The 17,234-nt window shown below is 39.2% G+C and carries 16 protein-coding genes; 13 read left to right on the top strand and 3 right to left on the bottom strand.

All coding sequences use genetic code 11. The annotated features are described in order from the left end of the window. Nucleotides 1-96: 96 nt before the first annotated feature. The gene (locus CDZ78_RS00400; RefSeq protein ID WP_087868171.1) at nucleotides 97-558 is read right to left on the bottom strand and encodes a CBS domain-containing protein; all 462 of its coding nucleotides are present in this window, start codon (nucleotides 556-558) and stop codon (nucleotides 97-99) included. Between the two features lie 186 nt (nucleotides 559-744). Here CDZ78_RS00400 and adk point away from each other — a divergent pair, with 186 nt between their 5' ends. The 4 genes from adk (at nucleotide 745) to CDZ78_RS00380 (ending at nucleotide 6,213) form a co-directional block, all read left to right on the top strand. Further along, on the top strand, nucleotides 745-1,389 hold the full coding sequence (gene adk / locus CDZ78_RS00395) for an adenylate kinase (protein ID WP_087868170.1): 645 nt from the start codon (nucleotides 745-747) through the stop codon (nucleotides 1,387-1,389). A gap of 16 nt (nucleotides 1,390-1,405) precedes the next feature. Beyond that, on the top strand, nucleotides 1,406-2,461 hold the full coding sequence (gene lpxD / locus CDZ78_RS00390; protein WP_087868169.1) for a UDP-3-O-(3-hydroxymyristoyl)glucosamine N-acyltransferase: 1,056 nt from the start codon (nucleotides 1,406-1,408) through the stop codon (nucleotides 2,459-2,461). 233 nt (nucleotides 2,462-2,694) lie between these two features. After that, nucleotides 2,695-3,717: an aspartate-semialdehyde dehydrogenase gene (locus tag CDZ78_RS00385; protein WP_087868168.1), complete on the top strand. Its 1,023-nt coding sequence runs from the start codon at nucleotides 2,695-2,697 to the stop codon at nucleotides 3,715-3,717. 72 nt (nucleotides 3,718-3,789) lie between these two features. After that, nucleotides 3,790-6,213, top strand: coding sequence for a motility hub landmark protein FimV (locus CDZ78_RS00380; RefSeq protein WP_087868167.1), 2,424 nt, complete (start codon nucleotides 3,790-3,792; stop codon nucleotides 6,211-6,213). 181 nt (nucleotides 6,214-6,394) lie between these two features. Here CDZ78_RS00380 and rpoH read toward each other — a convergent pair whose 3' ends face one another. Then, the gene (rpoH, locus tag CDZ78_RS00375) at nucleotides 6,395-7,252 is read right to left on the bottom strand and encodes an RNA polymerase sigma factor RpoH (protein WP_087868166.1); all 858 of its coding nucleotides are present in this window, start codon (nucleotides 7,250-7,252) and stop codon (nucleotides 6,395-6,397) included. A 242-nt stretch (nucleotides 7,253-7,494) separates the two neighbouring features. Between rpoH and CDZ78_RS00370 the strand changes: the two genes are divergently transcribed. Together CDZ78_RS00370 and kdsB are read left to right on the top strand one after the other, a co-directional pair. Further along, the gene (locus CDZ78_RS00370) at nucleotides 7,495-7,683 is read left to right on the top strand and encodes a Trm112 family protein (protein WP_087868165.1); all 189 of its coding nucleotides are present in this window, start codon (nucleotides 7,495-7,497) and stop codon (nucleotides 7,681-7,683) included. Beyond that, the gene (gene kdsB, locus CDZ78_RS00365; protein WP_087868164.1) at nucleotides 7,680-8,444 is read left to right on the top strand and encodes a 3-deoxy-manno-octulosonate cytidylyltransferase; all 765 of its coding nucleotides are present in this window, start codon (nucleotides 7,680-7,682) and stop codon (nucleotides 8,442-8,444) included. Before CDZ78_RS00370 ends, kdsB begins: the two co-directional genes overlap by 4 nt. Nucleotides 8,445-8,472: 28 nt before the next feature. On the opposite strand, the gene CDZ78_RS00360 is transcribed toward kdsB, so the two are convergent. Beyond that, nucleotides 8,473-9,165, bottom strand: a complete 693-nt coding sequence (locus tag CDZ78_RS00360; RefSeq protein ID WP_087868163.1) for a HisA/HisF-related TIM barrel protein — start codon at nucleotides 9,163-9,165, stop codon at nucleotides 8,473-8,475. Nucleotide 9,166: 1 nt separating this feature from the next. On the opposite strand from CDZ78_RS00360, the gene CDZ78_RS00355 reads away from it, so the two are divergent. The 7 genes from CDZ78_RS00355 (at nucleotide 9,167) to CDZ78_RS00325 (ending at nucleotide 16,139) form a co-directional block, all read left to right on the top strand. Further along, entirely contained in the window at nucleotides 9,167-10,186 is a 1,020-nt protein-coding gene (locus CDZ78_RS00355) for an ATP-grasp domain-containing protein (RefSeq protein WP_167374130.1), read from the top strand. Further along, entirely contained in the window at nucleotides 10,176-11,255 is a 1,080-nt protein-coding gene (locus tag CDZ78_RS00350; RefSeq protein WP_087868161.1) for a hydantoinase/oxoprolinase family protein, read from the top strand. The genes CDZ78_RS00355 and CDZ78_RS00350 overlap by 11 nt, the downstream gene beginning before the upstream one ends. A 131-nt stretch (nucleotides 11,256-11,386) precedes the next feature. After that, nucleotides 11,387-12,760, top strand: a complete 1,374-nt coding sequence (gene pabB, locus CDZ78_RS00345) for an aminodeoxychorismate synthase component I (RefSeq protein ID WP_087868160.1) — start codon at nucleotides 11,387-11,389, stop codon at nucleotides 12,758-12,760. Continuing rightward, nucleotides 12,757-13,341: an amino acid kinase family protein gene (locus CDZ78_RS00340; protein ID WP_087868159.1), complete on the top strand. Its 585-nt coding sequence runs from the start codon at nucleotides 12,757-12,759 to the stop codon at nucleotides 13,339-13,341. Before pabB ends, CDZ78_RS00340 begins: the two co-directional genes overlap by 4 nt. Continuing rightward, nucleotides 13,334-14,050, top strand: coding sequence for a DUF2959 domain-containing protein (locus CDZ78_RS00335; RefSeq protein WP_087868158.1), 717 nt, complete (start codon nucleotides 13,334-13,336; stop codon nucleotides 14,048-14,050). The genes CDZ78_RS00340 and CDZ78_RS00335 overlap by 8 nt, the downstream gene beginning before the upstream one ends. A 19-nt stretch (nucleotides 14,051-14,069) precedes the next feature. Further along, nucleotides 14,070-14,882: a tRNA pseudouridine(38-40) synthase TruA gene (truA, locus tag CDZ78_RS00330; RefSeq protein ID WP_087868183.1), complete on the top strand. Its 813-nt coding sequence runs from the start codon at nucleotides 14,070-14,072 to the stop codon at nucleotides 14,880-14,882. Between the two features lie 3 nt (nucleotides 14,883-14,885). Next, nucleotides 14,886-16,139 (top strand): hypothetical protein, encoded by a 1,254-nt coding sequence (locus CDZ78_RS00325; RefSeq protein ID WP_087868157.1) that lies wholly within the window; start codon nucleotides 14,886-14,888, stop codon nucleotides 16,137-16,139. Nucleotides 16,140-17,234: the final 1,095 nt, after the last annotated feature.

Here is a 17,234-nt window from a genome sequence, read left to right as displayed (position 1 = left end):
AGACTAGCAAGGATGAAAATGATGTGTGTTTCCAGGTGTTTTACTTGTAATGGATGTAAAAAAGCCTCTGTAAAGAGGCTTTTTTGTGCTGAGTAATTAACTTGCGTTTGACGCTATTCGCTCTTCACGTTTTTCACTTGCATGTTCAATTTTAGAGAACACTTTAAGTATATCTGTCGCTGACAGTATGCCAACAAGTTTGTTTTTACTATCGATGACAGGTAATGCACCAATTCTGTTTTCTGCCATTAAGGCGGCAGCTTTAGATGCATAGGTGTCAGACTGAACGGTAATAACACCACGGTGCATGATATGAGTTACTTTCTTGGGTAGTACGTGTAATTCTGTGGTACCTTCAGCTGCAATTGAGTTGGAATTGCTTTTTGGGCCAAGTGCTTTATAGAGGTCTCTATCAGAAACAATGCCCACTACTTTGCCTTTTTCTACCACAGGTAAATGACGCACTTTTTCGTAATGTATCAGGAAAAAGACGCGATCAATCATGTCTTGCGGCTCTACCGTAAATACTTTTTTGGTCATTAAATCTTCAACACGCATGTGTGTATTTCTCCACTTAGTTATTCTTTAATCGCACAGAATAGGCAGTTATGCATAATATTACAAGAGTTATATCGTCGAATGTTATAAAATATTGGGTTATGTTAATTGGAAATGGCTTGAAAAACACAATAAATAGTCGTTTTTTTAGCTAAATATTTTTAGCGGCAGCTTTTGGAGTCAAATATGCGTGTTATTCTTTTAGGTAGTCCTGGTTCTGGTAAAGGTACACAAGCACAATTTATCACTGAAAAATATGCTATTCCGCAAATTTCAACGGGTGATATGTTGCGTGCCGCTGTTAGGGAAGGAACAGAATTAGGTAAAGCGGCAAAACAAATCATGGATGAAGGTGGTTTAGTATCAGATGATATTATATTAGGATTGATTAAGGATCGGATTACCCAGCCAGACTGTAGCAATGGTTTTTTATTGGATGGTTTTCCACGCACTATTGCACAGGCAGAAGGCTTATTGGCAATGAATGTTCAGGTAGATCATGTTCTGGAAATTGCAGTTGCAGATGAGGAAATTATTAAACGTATGAGTGGGCGTCGTGTGCACCTGAGTTCTGGTCGTACATACCATACTAAATTTAATCCCCCAAAACTGGCTGATAAAGATGATGTTACAGGGGAATCTTTGATACAAAGAGATGATGATAAGGAAGTAACAGTTAAAAAACGCCTGGATGTATATCATCAGCAAACAAAACCTCTGGTTGGTTTTTATTCAGCTATGGCAGAGCAAGGTCAGGTTAAGTTTGCCACGGTGGCAGGTGTAGGAACTGTCGTGGATATTACTACTAAGGTTTTTGCAGAATTAACATAAAGCAATAGGAGTTGCTGTGGATATTTTAAGTTCAGAAATTTATCAGGATTTTAAGCAGCAAGGTTTGATTATTGGCCACTCTGGCACTGATAATCGTGTCACTGGGATTGTACCTGCAGAAGCCGCAGGGCAAGGTGACCTGGTTTTTGTTGAGCATGAAAAATACCTATCTGATGTGTTAGAGTCAGGAGTTGCCGCTATTGTTACGACCCAGGCAATAGCAGCAACGATACAATTAGATAATACCGCGATTCTACTGGCGCCTAATGTACGTATGGCAATGGCGTATATACGTCAGAAGTATGTTGATAGAGATGTATATCACTCTGAATGGGGACGCATTCATGTTAGCGCAGTAATGCATGAGTCTGTTTTGGTACCAGATGACGCTGTTATCGGCCCGGGTGTAGTTATCGGTGAGAATGTTCAGTTGGGCGCAGCAGTCGTTATTATGGCTAATACGGTGATCGAATTTGATGCTGTAATCGGTGCTCGTACGGTTATCTATCCAAGCTGTGTAGTCTCTTATGATTGCCATATTGGAGAGGACTGTATTTTAAAAGCAGGCTGTGTTATTGGCAGTGATGGTCAGGGCTTTGCACAAGATGAGCAATTCCATCATCATCGTATTCCTCAAACAGGGCGTGTTGTTATCGGTAATAAAGTAGTTATTGGTTCAGTGACAACAATTGATCGGGCGACTTATACTGAAACAAAAGTGCATGATGGCTGTATTGTTGATGCTCAGTGCCATTTAGCACATAACGTAATTATTGAAGAAGACTGTATTCTAGTTGCACAAACCGGGATAGCAGGGTCAAGTCATTTTGGTAAACGTGTTATAGCATCAGGGCAAACGGGAATTCTGGATCATGTACATATCCCTGATGATACTATGCTCTTACATAGGGCGGGAGTGCATAGTAGTATTAAAAAATCGGGTATATATGCCTATGGTCCAGCTCAGCCGTTTAAAAAATATACAAAAAATATTGCTGTTTTTCAGCGCTTAAGCGAAGTGTGGACTCGTTTGAAGAGATTAGAAAAACAAGTCGCTGAACTGTCTAAATAGTACTGCCCCATAAGATTGGAAAATTATTAAAGAAATAATGTTTTCACGTAAATAATACTGAAAACTGCCGTATTAGCAAGTGATGGAATGGTCCAGTGATCAGAGATGAAGCCATTGAAATATTAGAATACTTAAATGAACTAGTTGATATTTATTCTGATGGCATGAATAAAATAAGCACCATCGGAAAAGGGTGCTACCGTAATTAATGCTTTAAAAGCAGGTGTAAGATAATGAGCAAAAAATATAATGTTGCGATAGTTGGGGCAACAGGGGCCGTTGGTGAAGCAATGATTTCAATTCTGGAGCAAAGAAAATTTCCAGTAGAAAATGTTTATGCTTTGGCAAGTGAGCGCTCGGCAGGTAAGCGGATTCCTTTTAATGGTGGGGCTCTTGTTGTTCAGGACTTAGCTAAGTTCGATTTTTCTAAAGCGGATATTGGTTTGTTTTCTGCAGGCGCTTCATTATCTGAGGAATATGCACCTAAAGCTGCAGCAGCTGGCTGTATCGTAATTGATAATACTTCACAGTTTCGTTATGACGATGATATTCCCTTAGTTATTCCTGAAGTAAACCCGCAAAGCATTGCTGAACATTCTGTGCGCGGTATTATTGCTAACCCTAATTGTTCTACCATTCAAATGCTAGTTGCCCTTAAGCCAATATACGATGCAGTCGGAATAGAACGTATTAATGTTTGTACATATCAGGCCGTTTCAGGTTCAGGAAAAGAAGCTATTGAAGAGGTAGTTAGTCAAACTTCACAACTATTAAATGGCAAACCGGTACAGACTAAAGTCTACCCTAAGCAAATTGCATTTAATGTATTGCCACAAATTGACGTTTTTATGGAAAATGGCTATACCAAAGAAGAAATGAAAATGGTCTGGGAGACCAAGAAAATTCTGGGTGATGATAGTATTCTGGTGAATCCTACTGCTGTGCGTGTCCCTGTTTTTTATGGCCATTCTGAAGCAATTCATATAGAAACCCGAGACAAAATAAGCGTCGAAAAAGTACGTGAGATATTAGCGGCAGCACCAGGGATTACAGTGATGGATGAGAGGGTTGATGGCGGGTATCCGACTGCGGTGACTGAGTCATCAGGTAATGATGATGTGTTTGTCGGCCGAATTAGAGAAGATATTTCTCATGAGAAAGGCATCGATTTATGGGTTGTTGCGGATAATGTGCGTAAAGGAGCTGCATTGAACAGTGTGCAGATTGCAGAAGAGCTAGTAAAAAATTACATCTAGTCTAGTATTATAAATATATATTTGACTGTATTTGGGGAAACTATCATGGAAAAATTGTGGTAGGAGAGCATTTTGCGTAATCTGACTAAAAGTTTAGTAACAGTATCTTTATTGGCTCCTATGGCGGCGCATTCTTTAGGTATTGGCGATATAAAATTACATTCTGCGTTAAATCAAAAGATTGATGCTGAAATAGCCTTATCTTTGACGGCTAGCGAACATATTGATGATATAAAAGTAACACTAGCTACACCAGATCAATTTGATAAGTTAGGTATAGCCTGGAGTTATTTTATAGCAAAAGTTAAGTTCAAGCCCATTGTAAAGTCGAATGGTAAAGTTGTTATTAAAATGACTTCTGATCAGATTTTGCAAGAACCTATTCTGGATTTTTTAATAGAAGTTAGCTGGCCTAAAGGTGATTTATATAAAGAATTTACTGTCTTAGTAGATCCGCCTGTTGTTTATCAGCAAAGTATAGTTGATGCCCCCGTGGTATCACCAGCAAAACAAAAAAGTATTAGTCGTCAAGTACCCGATACTGCGCAACAGAATGATTTTAGTAGCCTGGCAGTAGAGGGTGAGTATGGTCCCACGAATAGAAATGATTCATTGTGGAAAGTTGCTAAAAAAGTTAACCAGCATAATGATATTACTGTTGAGCAAATGATGATGGCTTTGTATAAAGCAAATCCAGGTGCTTTTTACAAAAAAAATGTGAATGCATTAATGCAGGGGAAAGCATTAAAAATTTCGGAAAAATCTGACCTGGTTAAGCTATCAAAAAAACAGGCTCATACCCAGTTCTATAGACAGATGGCAATTTGGGAAGGAAAAGCAGTTGCTGAACCAGTCTCTGAACCTGAACTTCAAGAGTCTAGCGATCCGAGTAGTAAATTAACTCTAGTCTCACCCAATGAAGAAACTGTTACCCAGTCTACTCCTTTAACCGCAAATTCAGCCGAAACGGAAAGTTTAGTTACAGAAAATCAGCAATTACAGGAAAGGCTGGCTAATCTGGAAAAACAATTTGCTATCATGCAAGAAATGATGGCAATTAAAGATCAGCAACTGGCAGTGATGCAAAATTTGCATGAGTCGGATGCGCAGGCAGCTAAGGCGCTAAATCAGGATAGTGCTGCTGTTACTGATGAACCTGAAGAGCAGATTAGTTCAGAGATTAAGCCTGAAAAAACTGTAGAAACAGTAGTTCCGGCTGTTGAGCCTAAGCAAGGTAGCAATCTTGAACAGACTAAAAGCGATAAAACTCCAGCTGCTAAAAAGTTAGTTCAGACTGCTGCAGATAAAAAAACGGTCGAGCAGGAATCCTCATTTAATTATGTTTATTTAGGTGCTGGCTTTTGGGGGGTGCTGGGGTTTGCATGGTTATTTGGGCGTAAACGTAAAACAGAAGAAGAGATTAATGAAAATAGTATGTTCTCTTCTGTAAGTGATGAGGCTAATGCTGATGCGCAGGACAAAATAACTGTTCCTGTTTTAGATGATAAAAACTCATATGATGTTGGTAGTGTTGGTGAAAGCTCCTTTTTAAGTGAGTTTACACCAGGGGATTTTGATGTATTTGAAACTGATCAGGCGGAAATTGATCCTAGTTCCGAAACGGATGTATATCTAGCCTATGGTCGTTATCAACAAGCCGAAGAATTGATGCGTCAGGCTATTGAAGATTATCCTGAAAAGGATGAGTATAAGTTGAAACTTCTGGAAATCTTTTATGCAAGTGAAAATGAGACTGGCTTTGAGGATTATGCTAATGAATTAGTTGCTGACGGTAAGCAAACAGATATTAATTTTTGGTCTAAAGCTTCAGAAATGGGCAGTGAGCTTATTCCTGACTCTGTTTTGTTTTCTGTCGATAAAACTGAAGCAAAATTCGAAACAACGGATGTGCCTGTTGATGATTACTTAAATGCATCAACAAACATTGCGCATGATGAGGTTAAATCTGTTGCAGATGCAATGACAAAGGTAGATAGTGAAAGTGACAAGGAAACGCTTGAACTTGAGACGAATAATCAATCATCTTCGCAGGATGTCGACCCTGTTAAAGTGGATGATGACATCGAAAGTGTCGATTTTGATTTAAGCCAGTTTGAAAGTTTAGCTTCGGCTGATGAAAAAGAATCAGAGTTAATAGAAGATCTGGAAACCTTTGATTTTAATGTTGATGATATTGACACACCTTCGACTGAAGTTAAGGATGTAGAAGTAGAAAAGTTAGCTGAAAATAGTGACTTTGACTTTGATTTTGATTTTGATGAGCCGGTAGCAGGCGAAACAACTGACAAAATAAATGAATCAGGCGTTTCAGATTTAACAGATATGGATGAATTTGAGACAAAAATAGATTTGGCTAAAGCGTATATTGATATGGGCGATATGTCTGCAGCAAAAGAAATTGCTGAGGAAGTATTAGCACAAGGCAGTGATGCGCAGAAACTTGAAGCGCAAACCATAATAGATAAACTAGGCTAAGGTGATTTCTGTTAAATAACATACCAGCTTACTTGTCTTTTTACCCTTCTTCAGCGTTGCGACTACAGTTACATAGCGCAACTATGCGCCTGTATTCGCGCCTTAAAGAAGAACAAAAATCCTGCGCAATCTGATATATTCTTTTCCGACAATTACCTAAAAGAAATATTAATGAGAAAAACTAAGCGGCAATACTGACAGCACCTTTTAATTTGTTCATGGCATTTTTTTCAAGTTGTCTAATACGTTCAGCAGATACATTGTAACGTTTAGCCAACTCATGTAAGGTCATCTTTTTTTCTGTCAACCAACGACTAGCAACGATGTCCTGGCTACGTTCATCCAGTCCCTGTAAAGCATTGCTTAAAAGTATTTCTTTATGTCCTTGCCAGTCGGCATTTTCAACTAATAAAGCAGGGTCAGCATTGTGTTGTTGCAGATAAGAAACAGGGGCGCTGTATGACTCTTCATTAGCATCGGATTCTGGCAAATCAAAAGCCATGTCTTTGCCATCAAGGCGCGTTTCCATTTCGTAGACCGTTTTAATATCTACGTTAAGGTTCATCGCAATCGCTTCAGCTTCATCTTTAGATAACCAGCCAAGCTTTTTCTTTGATTTTCTTAAGTTGAAAAATATTTTTCGTTGCGACTTAGTAGTAGCAACTTTGACAATACGCCAGTTTTTAATGACATACTCATGAATTTCAGCTCGTATCCAATGCACAGCAAAAGAAACCAGACGTACGCCGACATCAGGGTCAAATCGTTTAACTGCTTTCATTAGGCCGATATTACCCTCTTGAACAATATCATTCATCGGTAGGCCATAGCCATTGTATCCACGTGCTACATGGGCAACAAAACGTAAATTTGCCATAACAAGCTGTTTTGCAGCTTCAAGATCTTCATGATCTCTATAGAGTATGGCTAATGCGCGCTCTTCTTCTGCATTTAATTTATTAGTTTGACCGACCACATTGAGGTAAGAATCAAAGTTCTTAGCTGTTAAAGTAATAGGTAAGGCTAATGAATTAGGCATGAATGACTCCTATAATTAAACATGGACTGATTTTAGCACTCAATAACAAGGAGTGCTAGTAAAAATAAATTATTTGTGAAGAGTTTCATAAATTTTAAGCTATATAGAGTAAAATAAACCGGACTATTCAACTCGTACACCTTTTGATCTCTTCCTGGCGCTACTTTAAAAAGTAGTGGGAAGTAGGTAAGAGAAGAGTGAATAGTTACCTATAAACTATCAATTAAAACTATGAGAGTGTAATGGATAATAAATTACTAGAAATACTGGCCTGTCCGGTGTGTAAAAGCCCGTTAGTTTACGATAAACAAGCACAAGAGCTTATTTGTAATGCAGATCGTCTTGCTTTTCCGGTTAGAGATGATATTCCGGTTATGCTGGAAGATGAAGCCAGAGCTTTAAGTAGTGAAGAAGTTGATAAATTAAAATGAGCTGTGCATTTAAGGTAGTTATTCCTGCAAGATATGGCTCTTCCAGATTACCTGGAAAGCCATTGCTAAATATTGCAGGGAAGCCAATGATTCTGCATGTTTGTGATCGGGCTAAAGAGGCGGGAGCAGCGCAGATAGTTGTGGCAACCGATGACATAAGGATATTGGATGCAGTTAAAAACTACGGTTTTGATGCTGTGATGACCAGCCCTAGCCATGAAAGTGGTACAGAGCGGCTAGCAGAAGTCGCTGAGATTTATCAATGGGAAAAAGAAGACATTATTGTCAACTTACAGGGAGATGAGCCTCTTATTCCTGCTGCCTATATAGCGTTAGTAGCTAATTCTCTTGCCCAGCAAACGGTTGCAGGAATTGCTACTTTAGCCGCTGAAATAGTCCTGGCTGATGAGGTTTTTAATCCTAATGCGGTTAAAGTAGTTGTTGATAAACTAAATTATGCCTTATATTTTAGTCGCGCAGCCATTCCCTGGGACCGTGAAGAATTTCAGCAAATCGATAAGGTAGCAATCAAAAAAAACACCTATTTAAGGCATATAGGCATGTATGCTTATCGTGTCAGCTTTTTACAGCACTATGTTCAATGGGAAACCTCAGTGCTGGAAAAAATAGAAATGCTTGAGCAATTGAGAATTCTTTGGCAAGGGGAGAAAATATTAGTTGCCAAGGTTGATAAAGCACCTGAAGCAGGTGTTGATACTCAAGAGGATTTATTAAGAGTCGAGCAGAGAATGTCCAGTTAGGAGCAAGATGAAGCACACAGAAATTACTTTAATATAGCTGTTGTATATTCTGACGTGTGAGTGTTCCTTTGTGTAATGCACTGGCTACAAGTGCTGTTTCAATACCTATCTGTTTAAGCTGTAATAAATCATCTATATTTCGAATGCCGCCGGCAGCGATAAAATCATGTTCAGGAAAATGTTGACTATAGTGTGCAAGTTTTTCCAAGTCCGGTCCACTGTTCTTACCTACTAGCCCTAGAGTCATAATGATAACTTGTTTTGGCCATAATTCGGGTGAATTATATAATATTGGGTCTCCCATCTGTTTTTTCTGGGTAGAAAAATCCAGAGATAAGATGAAATTTTGCGTGGCTAGTCTTAGAGCTACTAAATCTTGTTTTTCTATTGATTCTGTACCGATAATAGGTGTAAATTGCGTCGCCTGCCCATGGCTAAAGTTCGGATTAACCGAGCCACTATCAATAATAAAGTTTATCTGAGGATAACGGTTAAAAAGTGAATTAATTAAGCTGTGATTATTGCCGGTTTTCATTAAGGCATCAAGGTCAGCAATATAAATACGAGTAAATGGGTGAATACTTAAGTAAGCATGAATTACATCGTCTATCTGGCTAGAATGGCATAGCGGTGTTGAGAGTGGTTGGTAACTTTGCCTTTGGCCTTGTTGGGCAAGAACAACTTGCCCCGCTTTTATATCAATGACAGGAATAATTTGCATAATGCGACTATTGGTTTTTGAATTTATTACCGGGGGAGGGTTTATTAATCAGCCCTTACCACAGTCATTATTGCAGGAAGGGCATTTAATGCGCAATGCTCTGTTGGATGATTTGTGTTCAATCACAGATCTAGAGTTATTGGTTTTGCAGGATGAGAGACTTATTCTAATTGAGCAGAGCCCAATGACAAATTTGCAGTACTTAATAATTGCTCAGGAAATAGATTTACACGTATTTTTATCAGCCAGACAAACTGATTATGATGCTGTCTGGCTTATTGCTCCAGAAACTGAGGGAATTCTTGTGCAATGGTGTCAGTTTTTTAGCCAGCAGGGAAAGTATTTGTACACCTCTTCACAGCAGGCGGTAACAATCTGCCAGGATAAATTAGCTACTAGTGAAAAATTACAAACGGCTGGTATTGCATGTGTGCCGAGTCATTTATATGATTTATCATTGCTAGAGTTTGCAACTAGCTGGGTAATTAAAGCGAATGATTCAGTAGGCTGTGATCAGGTGTATTTAATAGAATCAGAGCAAGACTGGAAAAATGTGTTGCCTGGATTGCAAGCTGAAAAGACCTATATTATTCAACCCTATATTACGGGCCAGACCCTTAGTTTATCCTGTCTGTTTAATCAGGGAAAAGCATATTATATATGTTGTAATCAGCAACATACCTATATTGAACAGCAGCAATTTGTATTATCTGCCTGTACAGTGAATATACAGGACAAAAATATTCAGATATATCACGCACTCTGTCAACAGATAGCTGATGCAATCCCCCAGTTATTTGGCTATGTAGGCATAGATTTTATTGAAACAGAGGCAGGTGAAAACTTGATTTTAGAAATAAATCCACGCTTGACCACTTCTTATGCAGGTATTAAAGCAGCCTTAGGGCTAAATCTAGCAGAACTGGTTATTAACCTTCCTAATGAGCCCCCGGAATTGAAAAAGATTAGAAATCAACAGGTGTTAGTGGATATTGAACAAGGATATGCTCATGCAAGTTAATGACTCAGCCAGGAAAATGATCGGTTGGGATATAGGTGGCGCACACTTAAAGGCCGCACTGCTCAATGCTAAAGGTGATATATGCGCCGTATATCAGGAACCTTGTTCTCTATGGCAGGGACTAGATAAACTAGAAAATGCATTGGCAAATGTGCTTGAAAAATTACCCAGTAAGCAAGTGCAGCATGTAATCACTATGTCAGGTGAATTGGTTGATTTATTTAGTGATCGAGCGCAGGGTGTAACGGAAATAATTGCTGTTAGTCAGCGGGTATTAGCACAGCAAACTATTTTGGTCTATGCTGGTCGCTTAGGGATGATTCCGGCCTCAGAGATTACTTCTGAGTATATTGACGATATAGCCTCGGCAAACTGGCTAGCAAGTACTATTTATGCTGCCCAGAAGTTAGAACAGGGCTTGTTAGTTGATGTAGGTAGCACCACTACAGACCTATTATTACTACAAAATAATCAGCCTGATATTTTAGGGTATACTGACTTCCAGCGTTTAGGCTCAGGTGAGTTAGTCTATACAGGTATTATTAGAACGGCAGTTATGGCGGTTGCCCAATCAGTGCAATTTAGCGCAATTCAAGTCGGAGTGATGAGTGAATATTTTGCAACAATGGCCGATGTTTACCGTTTAACCCATGAGCTTAATGAACAACACGATCAGTGCGATACTGCTGACGGGCATGCTAAAACAGAACCGGCAAGTGCTAGGAGGTTAGCGCGTATGATCGGTTGTGATGTAGCTGATTATTCTAGTGAGCAATGGCGGCAACTGGCCTATGCAGTTCGGGAACAACAGCTTTGCAGGATACAAGCCGCTTGTGAAAGACAACTTATGCGTGTTCATGATAGTAAAAAAAATCTGATCATTGGTGCAGGAGTAGGGCGTTTTTTAATAAAGGATATTGCCTCAAGACTAGGCATAGAATATAGGGACTTTGATACCCTATTTAATACTGCCGCGCAAGAGAATGAAATGCATATTGCCGATTGCGCACCAGCAGTAGCAGTGGCTTATTTAGCCATAGATGGTGCTTGTAAAAGTAATATTTGCTAAAATTACTTCCATTATCACAAAATGTTCTTTAGTAACAAATATTCTTGCCTGTGTAAGCACAGAAAAACAAATTATAGGCGTGTACCAGAGCCATTCCACCTTATGAATTACGCCTTATTTAATTAGTGTCCATGCCTTTTGCCAACCACCAGCTTTATTCACTTCCGTATTTATCTAATAGTGCGCGCTTGTTTTCTCGAATTGCGTATCAGGAATGGGCTGTTTTTTTAGACAGTGGTTCAGCAGAAAAACGTCAGGGTCGATATGATATTTTTGCTGCCCAGCCTATTTGTACCTTGCTGACACGAGGTAAGCAGACTCGAATAAACAAAGCAGGTAAAGAGAGTATTTCAGAACTAGACCCTTTTACTCTGATTCAACAACAATTACCTGCTCAGGAGGCATTTCCAGAAGTTCCTTTTAATGGCGGAGCAATTGGTTACTTTGCTTATGATTTAGCTAGAAATTTAGAGAAATTACCAGAAATTGCCCAGGATGCTGAACATATCCCGGATATGGCTGTTGGCATTTATCAATGGGCAGTGGTTATCGATCATCAGAAAAAGCAAAGTTATCTAGTGGGTAGGGCAGACAATACAGAGCACTGGCAGAGTTTAATAGAGCAATTTAGCCAGTACCCCGATGAACAGACTATCAATAGTTTTCACGTGACTGGAGAAATTCAGTCGAATATGACACGGGAAAGTTATAGCCAGGCATTTTCTAAAATCAAAAATTATTTAACGGAAGGTGATTGTTATCAGGTTAATCTAGCGCAACGCTTTGTCTCTAGTTGTCAGGGTGACCCCTGGGATGCCTATTGCCAATTACGCAAAATTAACTCGGCCCCTTTTAGTGGTTATTTGAATGTCCCGGGTGTGCAGGTACTTAGCTCTTCACCTGAACGATTTTTAAAAGTTTTAGATGGCAAGGTAGAAACTAAGCCAATTAAAGGTACGCGCCCACGAAAAAAGGATGTATTAGCTAATCAACAGCAAATTGAAGATTTGCAAGCGAGCCATAAAGATCGTGCCGAGAATGTCATGATTGTCGATTTATTACGCAATGATATTAGTAAAAACTGCCAGATTGGCTCTGTAGAAGTAGCCAAGCTCTTTGATGTGGAAAGTTATGCCACGGTTCATCACCTGGTGAGCACTATATCAGGGCAAATTGCAGAAGATAGTTACGCCCTGGATTTATTACGCAGCTGTTTTCCGGGAGGCTCGATAACAGGCGCTCCAAAAATTCGCGCCATGGAAATAATCGAAGAACTGGAACCGCACAGGCGCGGTATTTATTGTGGGTCTATCGCTTATATTGGTTTTGATGGCAATATGGATAGCAATATTGCTATTCGCACCTTAGTGCATTCAGAAAATACGATACGATTCTGGGCGGGTGGAGGAATTGTTAATGATTCGGTAGTGGAAGCAGAATACCAGGAGAGTTTTGACAAGGCCGCAGCCATGTTGCATCTTTTGCAACAAATGCAAGTATTGTGATTGTTTTAAAATTAGGCGGTAGTTTATTGTCTAAGAATGCACTACTTCCGTTTCTGGAATTGGCTAGCCAGGATGGAAAAGGGCAGGTGATCATTGTTCCGGGTGGTGGTGTATTTGCTGATCAAGTGCGTTTAACGCAAAAGCAGTGGCAGTATAATGATCAGACTGCACATTACATGGCGATACTGGCGATGCAGCAAATGGCCTTATTATTTCAAGGTTTATGCCCTGAACTACTGGTGGTTAATAAGGTAGCTGCAATTTTACCGAATATGCAGCCGCAAAATGTTGTTATCTGGTCACCATTAGCTTCTGAACTGGATGCAGCAGAAATCCCGGCAAACTGGGATATTACATCTGATACCCTTGCTGCATGGTTGGCTGTTGAACTATCGATCGATCATTTAACGCTGGTAAAATCCTGTGAACTTTTAGGCAACAGTACAGTAGAACAATTATCTGCGTTAGGCATTATTGACCATTCCTTTACTAATTTTGTAGACAATCAATCATTGACGGTTGATTGCATTTCTCATCAGCAAATATCAACTCTTGCCACTAGGCTAAAAAAGCATGTCTAAACATACTCAATCAAGTTCTTTATTATCGGTTAGAGGTTTGTCGGAGCGATCTATTAAGTTGCTTTCACGTTTTGTGGCATACAAATTTCAGCATGTGTATTATCGAACCAAAGAATCATTTGGTCAGCATAAACGTGACCTTGTTGTAGTGCGCGTAGAAGAAGCAAGTGACAGTTTGCAAGAAACTAAAATACAGTTTTTAGATGCCCTGGAACGATTTAAATCAGTGGTTAATGTTGACTCTGGTAGTCTTGAAGACAAATATAGATTGTTAAAGCAACAGTACGACTTTTGTACCATGCGCTCGGAAATTGTCGCTAATAAAATTCAGGCTATCGAGGAAGTTAGTGATGCCTTGTTTAAAGAATGGGAGTCTGAATTAAAGGAATATACTAATCGATCTCTCAGAGCACAGAGTAGACAGCAATTAAAATTATCAAAACAGCATTATATGCGTCTGATAAAAGCAATGCTCAAGGCAGAACAAAAAATACAGCCCGTTTTAGGTGCTTTTAGAGATCAGGTTTTATTTTTAAAACATAATCTTAATGCCAATGCTATTGCGGCTTTACAACAGGAGTTTTCAGAAATTTGTTTTGATATTTCACAGTTAATCCAGGCAATGGAAAAATCAATATCCGAAGCAAATCACTTTGTACATGTACTGGTTGAGCAGAAGAATTTGCCAGTCTTGCCGGCATCGAAATAAATAATAGATGGACAGAAAGGTGCGTATTATTTTAGGCGTAGAGTATGATGGAAGTGCTTTTTTTGGCTGGCAGTGGCAAGAAGGGGGCTTAAGAACAGTACAAGATGCAGTGCAAAAAGCCGCTTCTAAAGTTGCTAATCATCTTGTGACGGTCATTTGTACAGGAAGAACGGATACTGGTGTGCACGCCTTAGAGCAAGTCGTTCATTTTGATACTCAGGCAGTGCGTAGTTTACGCTCCTGGCAAATGGGGATTAATGCGAATTTACCGGATGATGTACGTGTGATATGGGCGCAAGAAGCGGTGGGTGATTTTCATGCACGCTATAGCGCCATTGCTAGATTTTATCGTTATATTATTCTTAATCGTCCCACCCGGTCAGCATTACAACGTGACCGTGTAACCTGGTGTCATCATCAGCTGGATGTAGAAAAAATGCATCAGGCAGCGCAGGTTTTAGTAGGAAGTCATGATTTCACTTCATTTAGAGCCTTAAAATGCCAATCAGTGAGTCCAATGCGACTAATGTATTTTGTGGAAGTTTATCGGCAAGATGAACAAATTATTATGGATATTTCTGCTAATGCCTTTTTACATCATATGGTACGTAATATTGCCGGTGTTTTAATGGCTATTGGAACAGGCGATAAACCCGTTGCGTGGACGCAAGAATTATTAGCCTGTAAAAATAGACAAATAGGTGGTGTGACCGCATCTCCGCATGGGTTGTACCTAGGGGGAGTTTATTATCCGGAAAAATATGGACTTCCTAAACACCAGATTTTTAATAAATTACCTGCCAATGCGCAGAGATTTCAGCATGAGACATAAACTATGAAAAATTTACTTTTATTATCAATGATCCTGATAATCTCGGGCTGTGCAAGCTTTGGTGAAGGTGTCACTACAGCTATTTTAAAGAAACAGGAAAAAGAAGATTTACGTGAATGTCGAATTGATGGGAAAAGTTTTGGTGGCTTGCAAGCAAACTTTACCGAATCTAATCATTCCGTTAAATTATTAATGGTACATGGGGTTGGTACACATATTCCAAGTTATAGCACACAGTTTCAGGAAAAACTATCTGAAGAACTTGGCCTAGATGAAATGAGTAGCCATTATAAGGAAATTCAATTAGTTAACCGCGAATACCCTGAGCAAGACCTGGGAATGCTTAGAATAAGGCGTTTACTGGATAAAGAGCAGAACAGAGAGTTAATATTTTATGAATTGACCTGGTCATCTATTACTAACCGGCAAAAAGAAAAGCTAAAGTATGATACATCGGGAGCCTATTCATTTCGCCGTGCCGATGTTAATCAAATGCTTAAGGTATTCTCTAATGATACTAGCCCAGACCCAATGATTTACCTTGGAAAATATAGTCAGGATATTATTCTGGCTTCATTTAGAACTGCACTTTGCTGGATGGTGGGTCGTGGCTGGGATGATTTACCCAGGGAGAGTCAGGAGATGTGTAGCCTTACCCAGATGGCAGTTGAACAGCACGTTAAGGACCAGTTTGCAATCGTATCTCATAGCTTAGGTAGCCGTATAGTTATGGATGGTATGCAAAGTATTGCCAGAAAGCTTGGTAAAGCCGAAGATGGAAAGTTTGATCAGATAAAAGCAGACTTTATAGCAAACTTTCAGAAAAAAAAGATTCCCTTTTACCTTATGTCTAATCAATTACCCTTGTTAGAAATGGGTGCGCTACCTCCTGAAGTAGTTGATCAACATGATAAATACTGCGTTCCTGGTGGTGAGCAATATCAGCAGAGAATGGTTGCACAAACCTCCATTATTGCTTTTAGTGACCCAAATGATCTATTAAGCTATGCAATCCCGCAGCAATTTGCGCAACGTCGCCTTGATTCAAGGTTATGTGCCGAGATTACCAATATCAATATTAATGTCGCACATGTGATTGACTTGTTTGGTATGGGGAAATTTGCTAATCCATTAACTGCACATACTGGGTATGATAGCGATGATAGAGTTGTAGCTCTGATTGCTAATGGGATAGATACAGAACATACATCTGATATTGTGACTGAACGCTGCGAATGGACAGAGTATGTAGATTGATAAAACGGATTTTGTTTATATTTAAGACATGGCAACAGGCTATGCAATTGATGCCACAGTAGATAAAATGCACAAAATCGTGAAGCGGGGTATTCCCATCCAGCAAGTGACAAATATCTACGCTTGCTATATTTAACGTTCAGTAATTTATAGTACTTAGGAATGAGGATTTAATAATACCCGAAAGTCTCAAGTCGGGATATAAATATAGCCTGTATGAAGCTTGCGTAATACAGGATGAGATGAGAGACTCCTATTTCCCGTATTCCGCCGGCTTCATACGGGCTACTATTTAGTTTCGGATATTAATTAATTTTGATTCCTTATGGAAGCTTAATGCTGATTCCGGGTTAAATTCGCTTTACGGTTTTGTAAACATATCTGCATGCGAAATCCTGCAGAAAAGCCCGACAAGGATTGCGGCCATTCCGTTCGAGCTATTTTAATGTTCAATCGAAGCAAGTTCTTTAGTGTTTTTTTATATTTTAAACTGCTCTTTTCAATGTTTTTCATCCGCAATCAGTGCATTAACTCACCGCACAACACTCTTTTCCAGTAACTTATGTTTTCCTTTGAAATGCACAGTTCTAAGTTTGACACTGCTTGTGTACACTATGCTTGTTTACTTTCAGACATTTCTGATTTTTTTGTGACAATTTTGGTACCTTTTTCTGTTACATTTCGTTACATCCTGTTACATCCTGTTACATCTTGTTACTCTTAAAAAGAGTCCTGATAATTCAGCCAGTTACTCAACTAGTCAGTTCACAGAATACAACTATTTATCCTCGTTACTGCTGCTCATATCTCACTCAATTCATTGATTTAATATATAATATTCTATTTTTTCGTAAGAATCCTAGTGCTCTAAGAGTTAAATAGTTGACTAAGGTCAGAGCACCTGACCTCTACCTTTACATAAATCCCCCCAGTTAAGTATCTGAAGTTTCCCAATAATTATTTATGGTAAAATTGAAACTATGCTACAACTATATGAAAAAAATAGTCTTTTCATTCGTTTCAAATGCTATTGCCTAAGGGGAATTAAGTAGGGGTTTGCTATAAACATGGCAAAACCACCTAAAATAAACCTCG

It is taken from the genome of Bathymodiolus platifrons methanotrophic gill symbiont, assembly GCF_002189065.1.
GTDB lineage: Bacteria > Pseudomonadota > Gammaproteobacteria > Methylococcales > Methylomonadaceae > Methyloprofundus.
Note: the sequence above shows the minus strand (reverse complement) of the source record. Positions and strands in the feature narration are given on the sequence as shown.

Coding starts and splice junctions, on each gene's coding strand:
- CDZ78_RS00400 (WP_087868171.1), bottom strand. CDS start 558: ATGCGTGTTGAAGATTTAATGACCAAAAAAGTATTTACGGTAGAGCCG.
- adk (WP_087868170.1), top strand. CDS start 745: ATGCGTGTTATTCTTTTAGGTAGTCCTGGTTCTGGTAAAGGTACACAA.
- CDZ78_RS00385 (WP_087868168.1), top strand. CDS start 2,695: ATGAGCAAAAAATATAATGTTGCGATAGTTGGGGCAACAGGGGCCGTT.
- rpoH (WP_087868166.1), bottom strand. CDS start 7,252: ATGCCTAATTCATTAGCCTTACCTATTACTTTAACAGCTAAGAACTTT.
- CDZ78_RS00370 (WP_087868165.1), top strand. CDS start 7,495: ATGGATAATAAATTACTAGAAATACTGGCCTGTCCGGTGTGTAAAAGC.
- kdsB (WP_087868164.1), top strand. CDS start 7,680: ATGAGCTGTGCATTTAAGGTAGTTATTCCTGCAAGATATGGCTCTTCC.
- CDZ78_RS00360 (WP_087868163.1), bottom strand. CDS start 9,165: ATGCAAATTATTCCTGTCATTGATATAAAAGCGGGGCAAGTTGTTCTT.
- CDZ78_RS00355 (WP_167374130.1), top strand. CDS start 9,167: ATGCGACTATTGGTTTTTGAATTTATTACCGGGGGAGGGTTTATTAAT.
- CDZ78_RS00350 (WP_087868161.1), top strand. CDS start 10,176: ATGCAAGTTAATGACTCAGCCAGGAAAATGATCGGTTGGGATATAGGT.
- pabB (WP_087868160.1), top strand. CDS start 11,387: ATGCCTTTTGCCAACCACCAGCTTTATTCACTTCCGTATTTATCTAAT.
- CDZ78_RS00335 (WP_087868158.1), top strand. CDS start 13,334: ATGTCTAAACATACTCAATCAAGTTCTTTATTATCGGTTAGAGGTTTG.
- CDZ78_RS00325 (WP_087868157.1), top strand. CDS start 14,886: ATGAAAAATTTACTTTTATTATCAATGATCCTGATAATCTCGGGCTGT.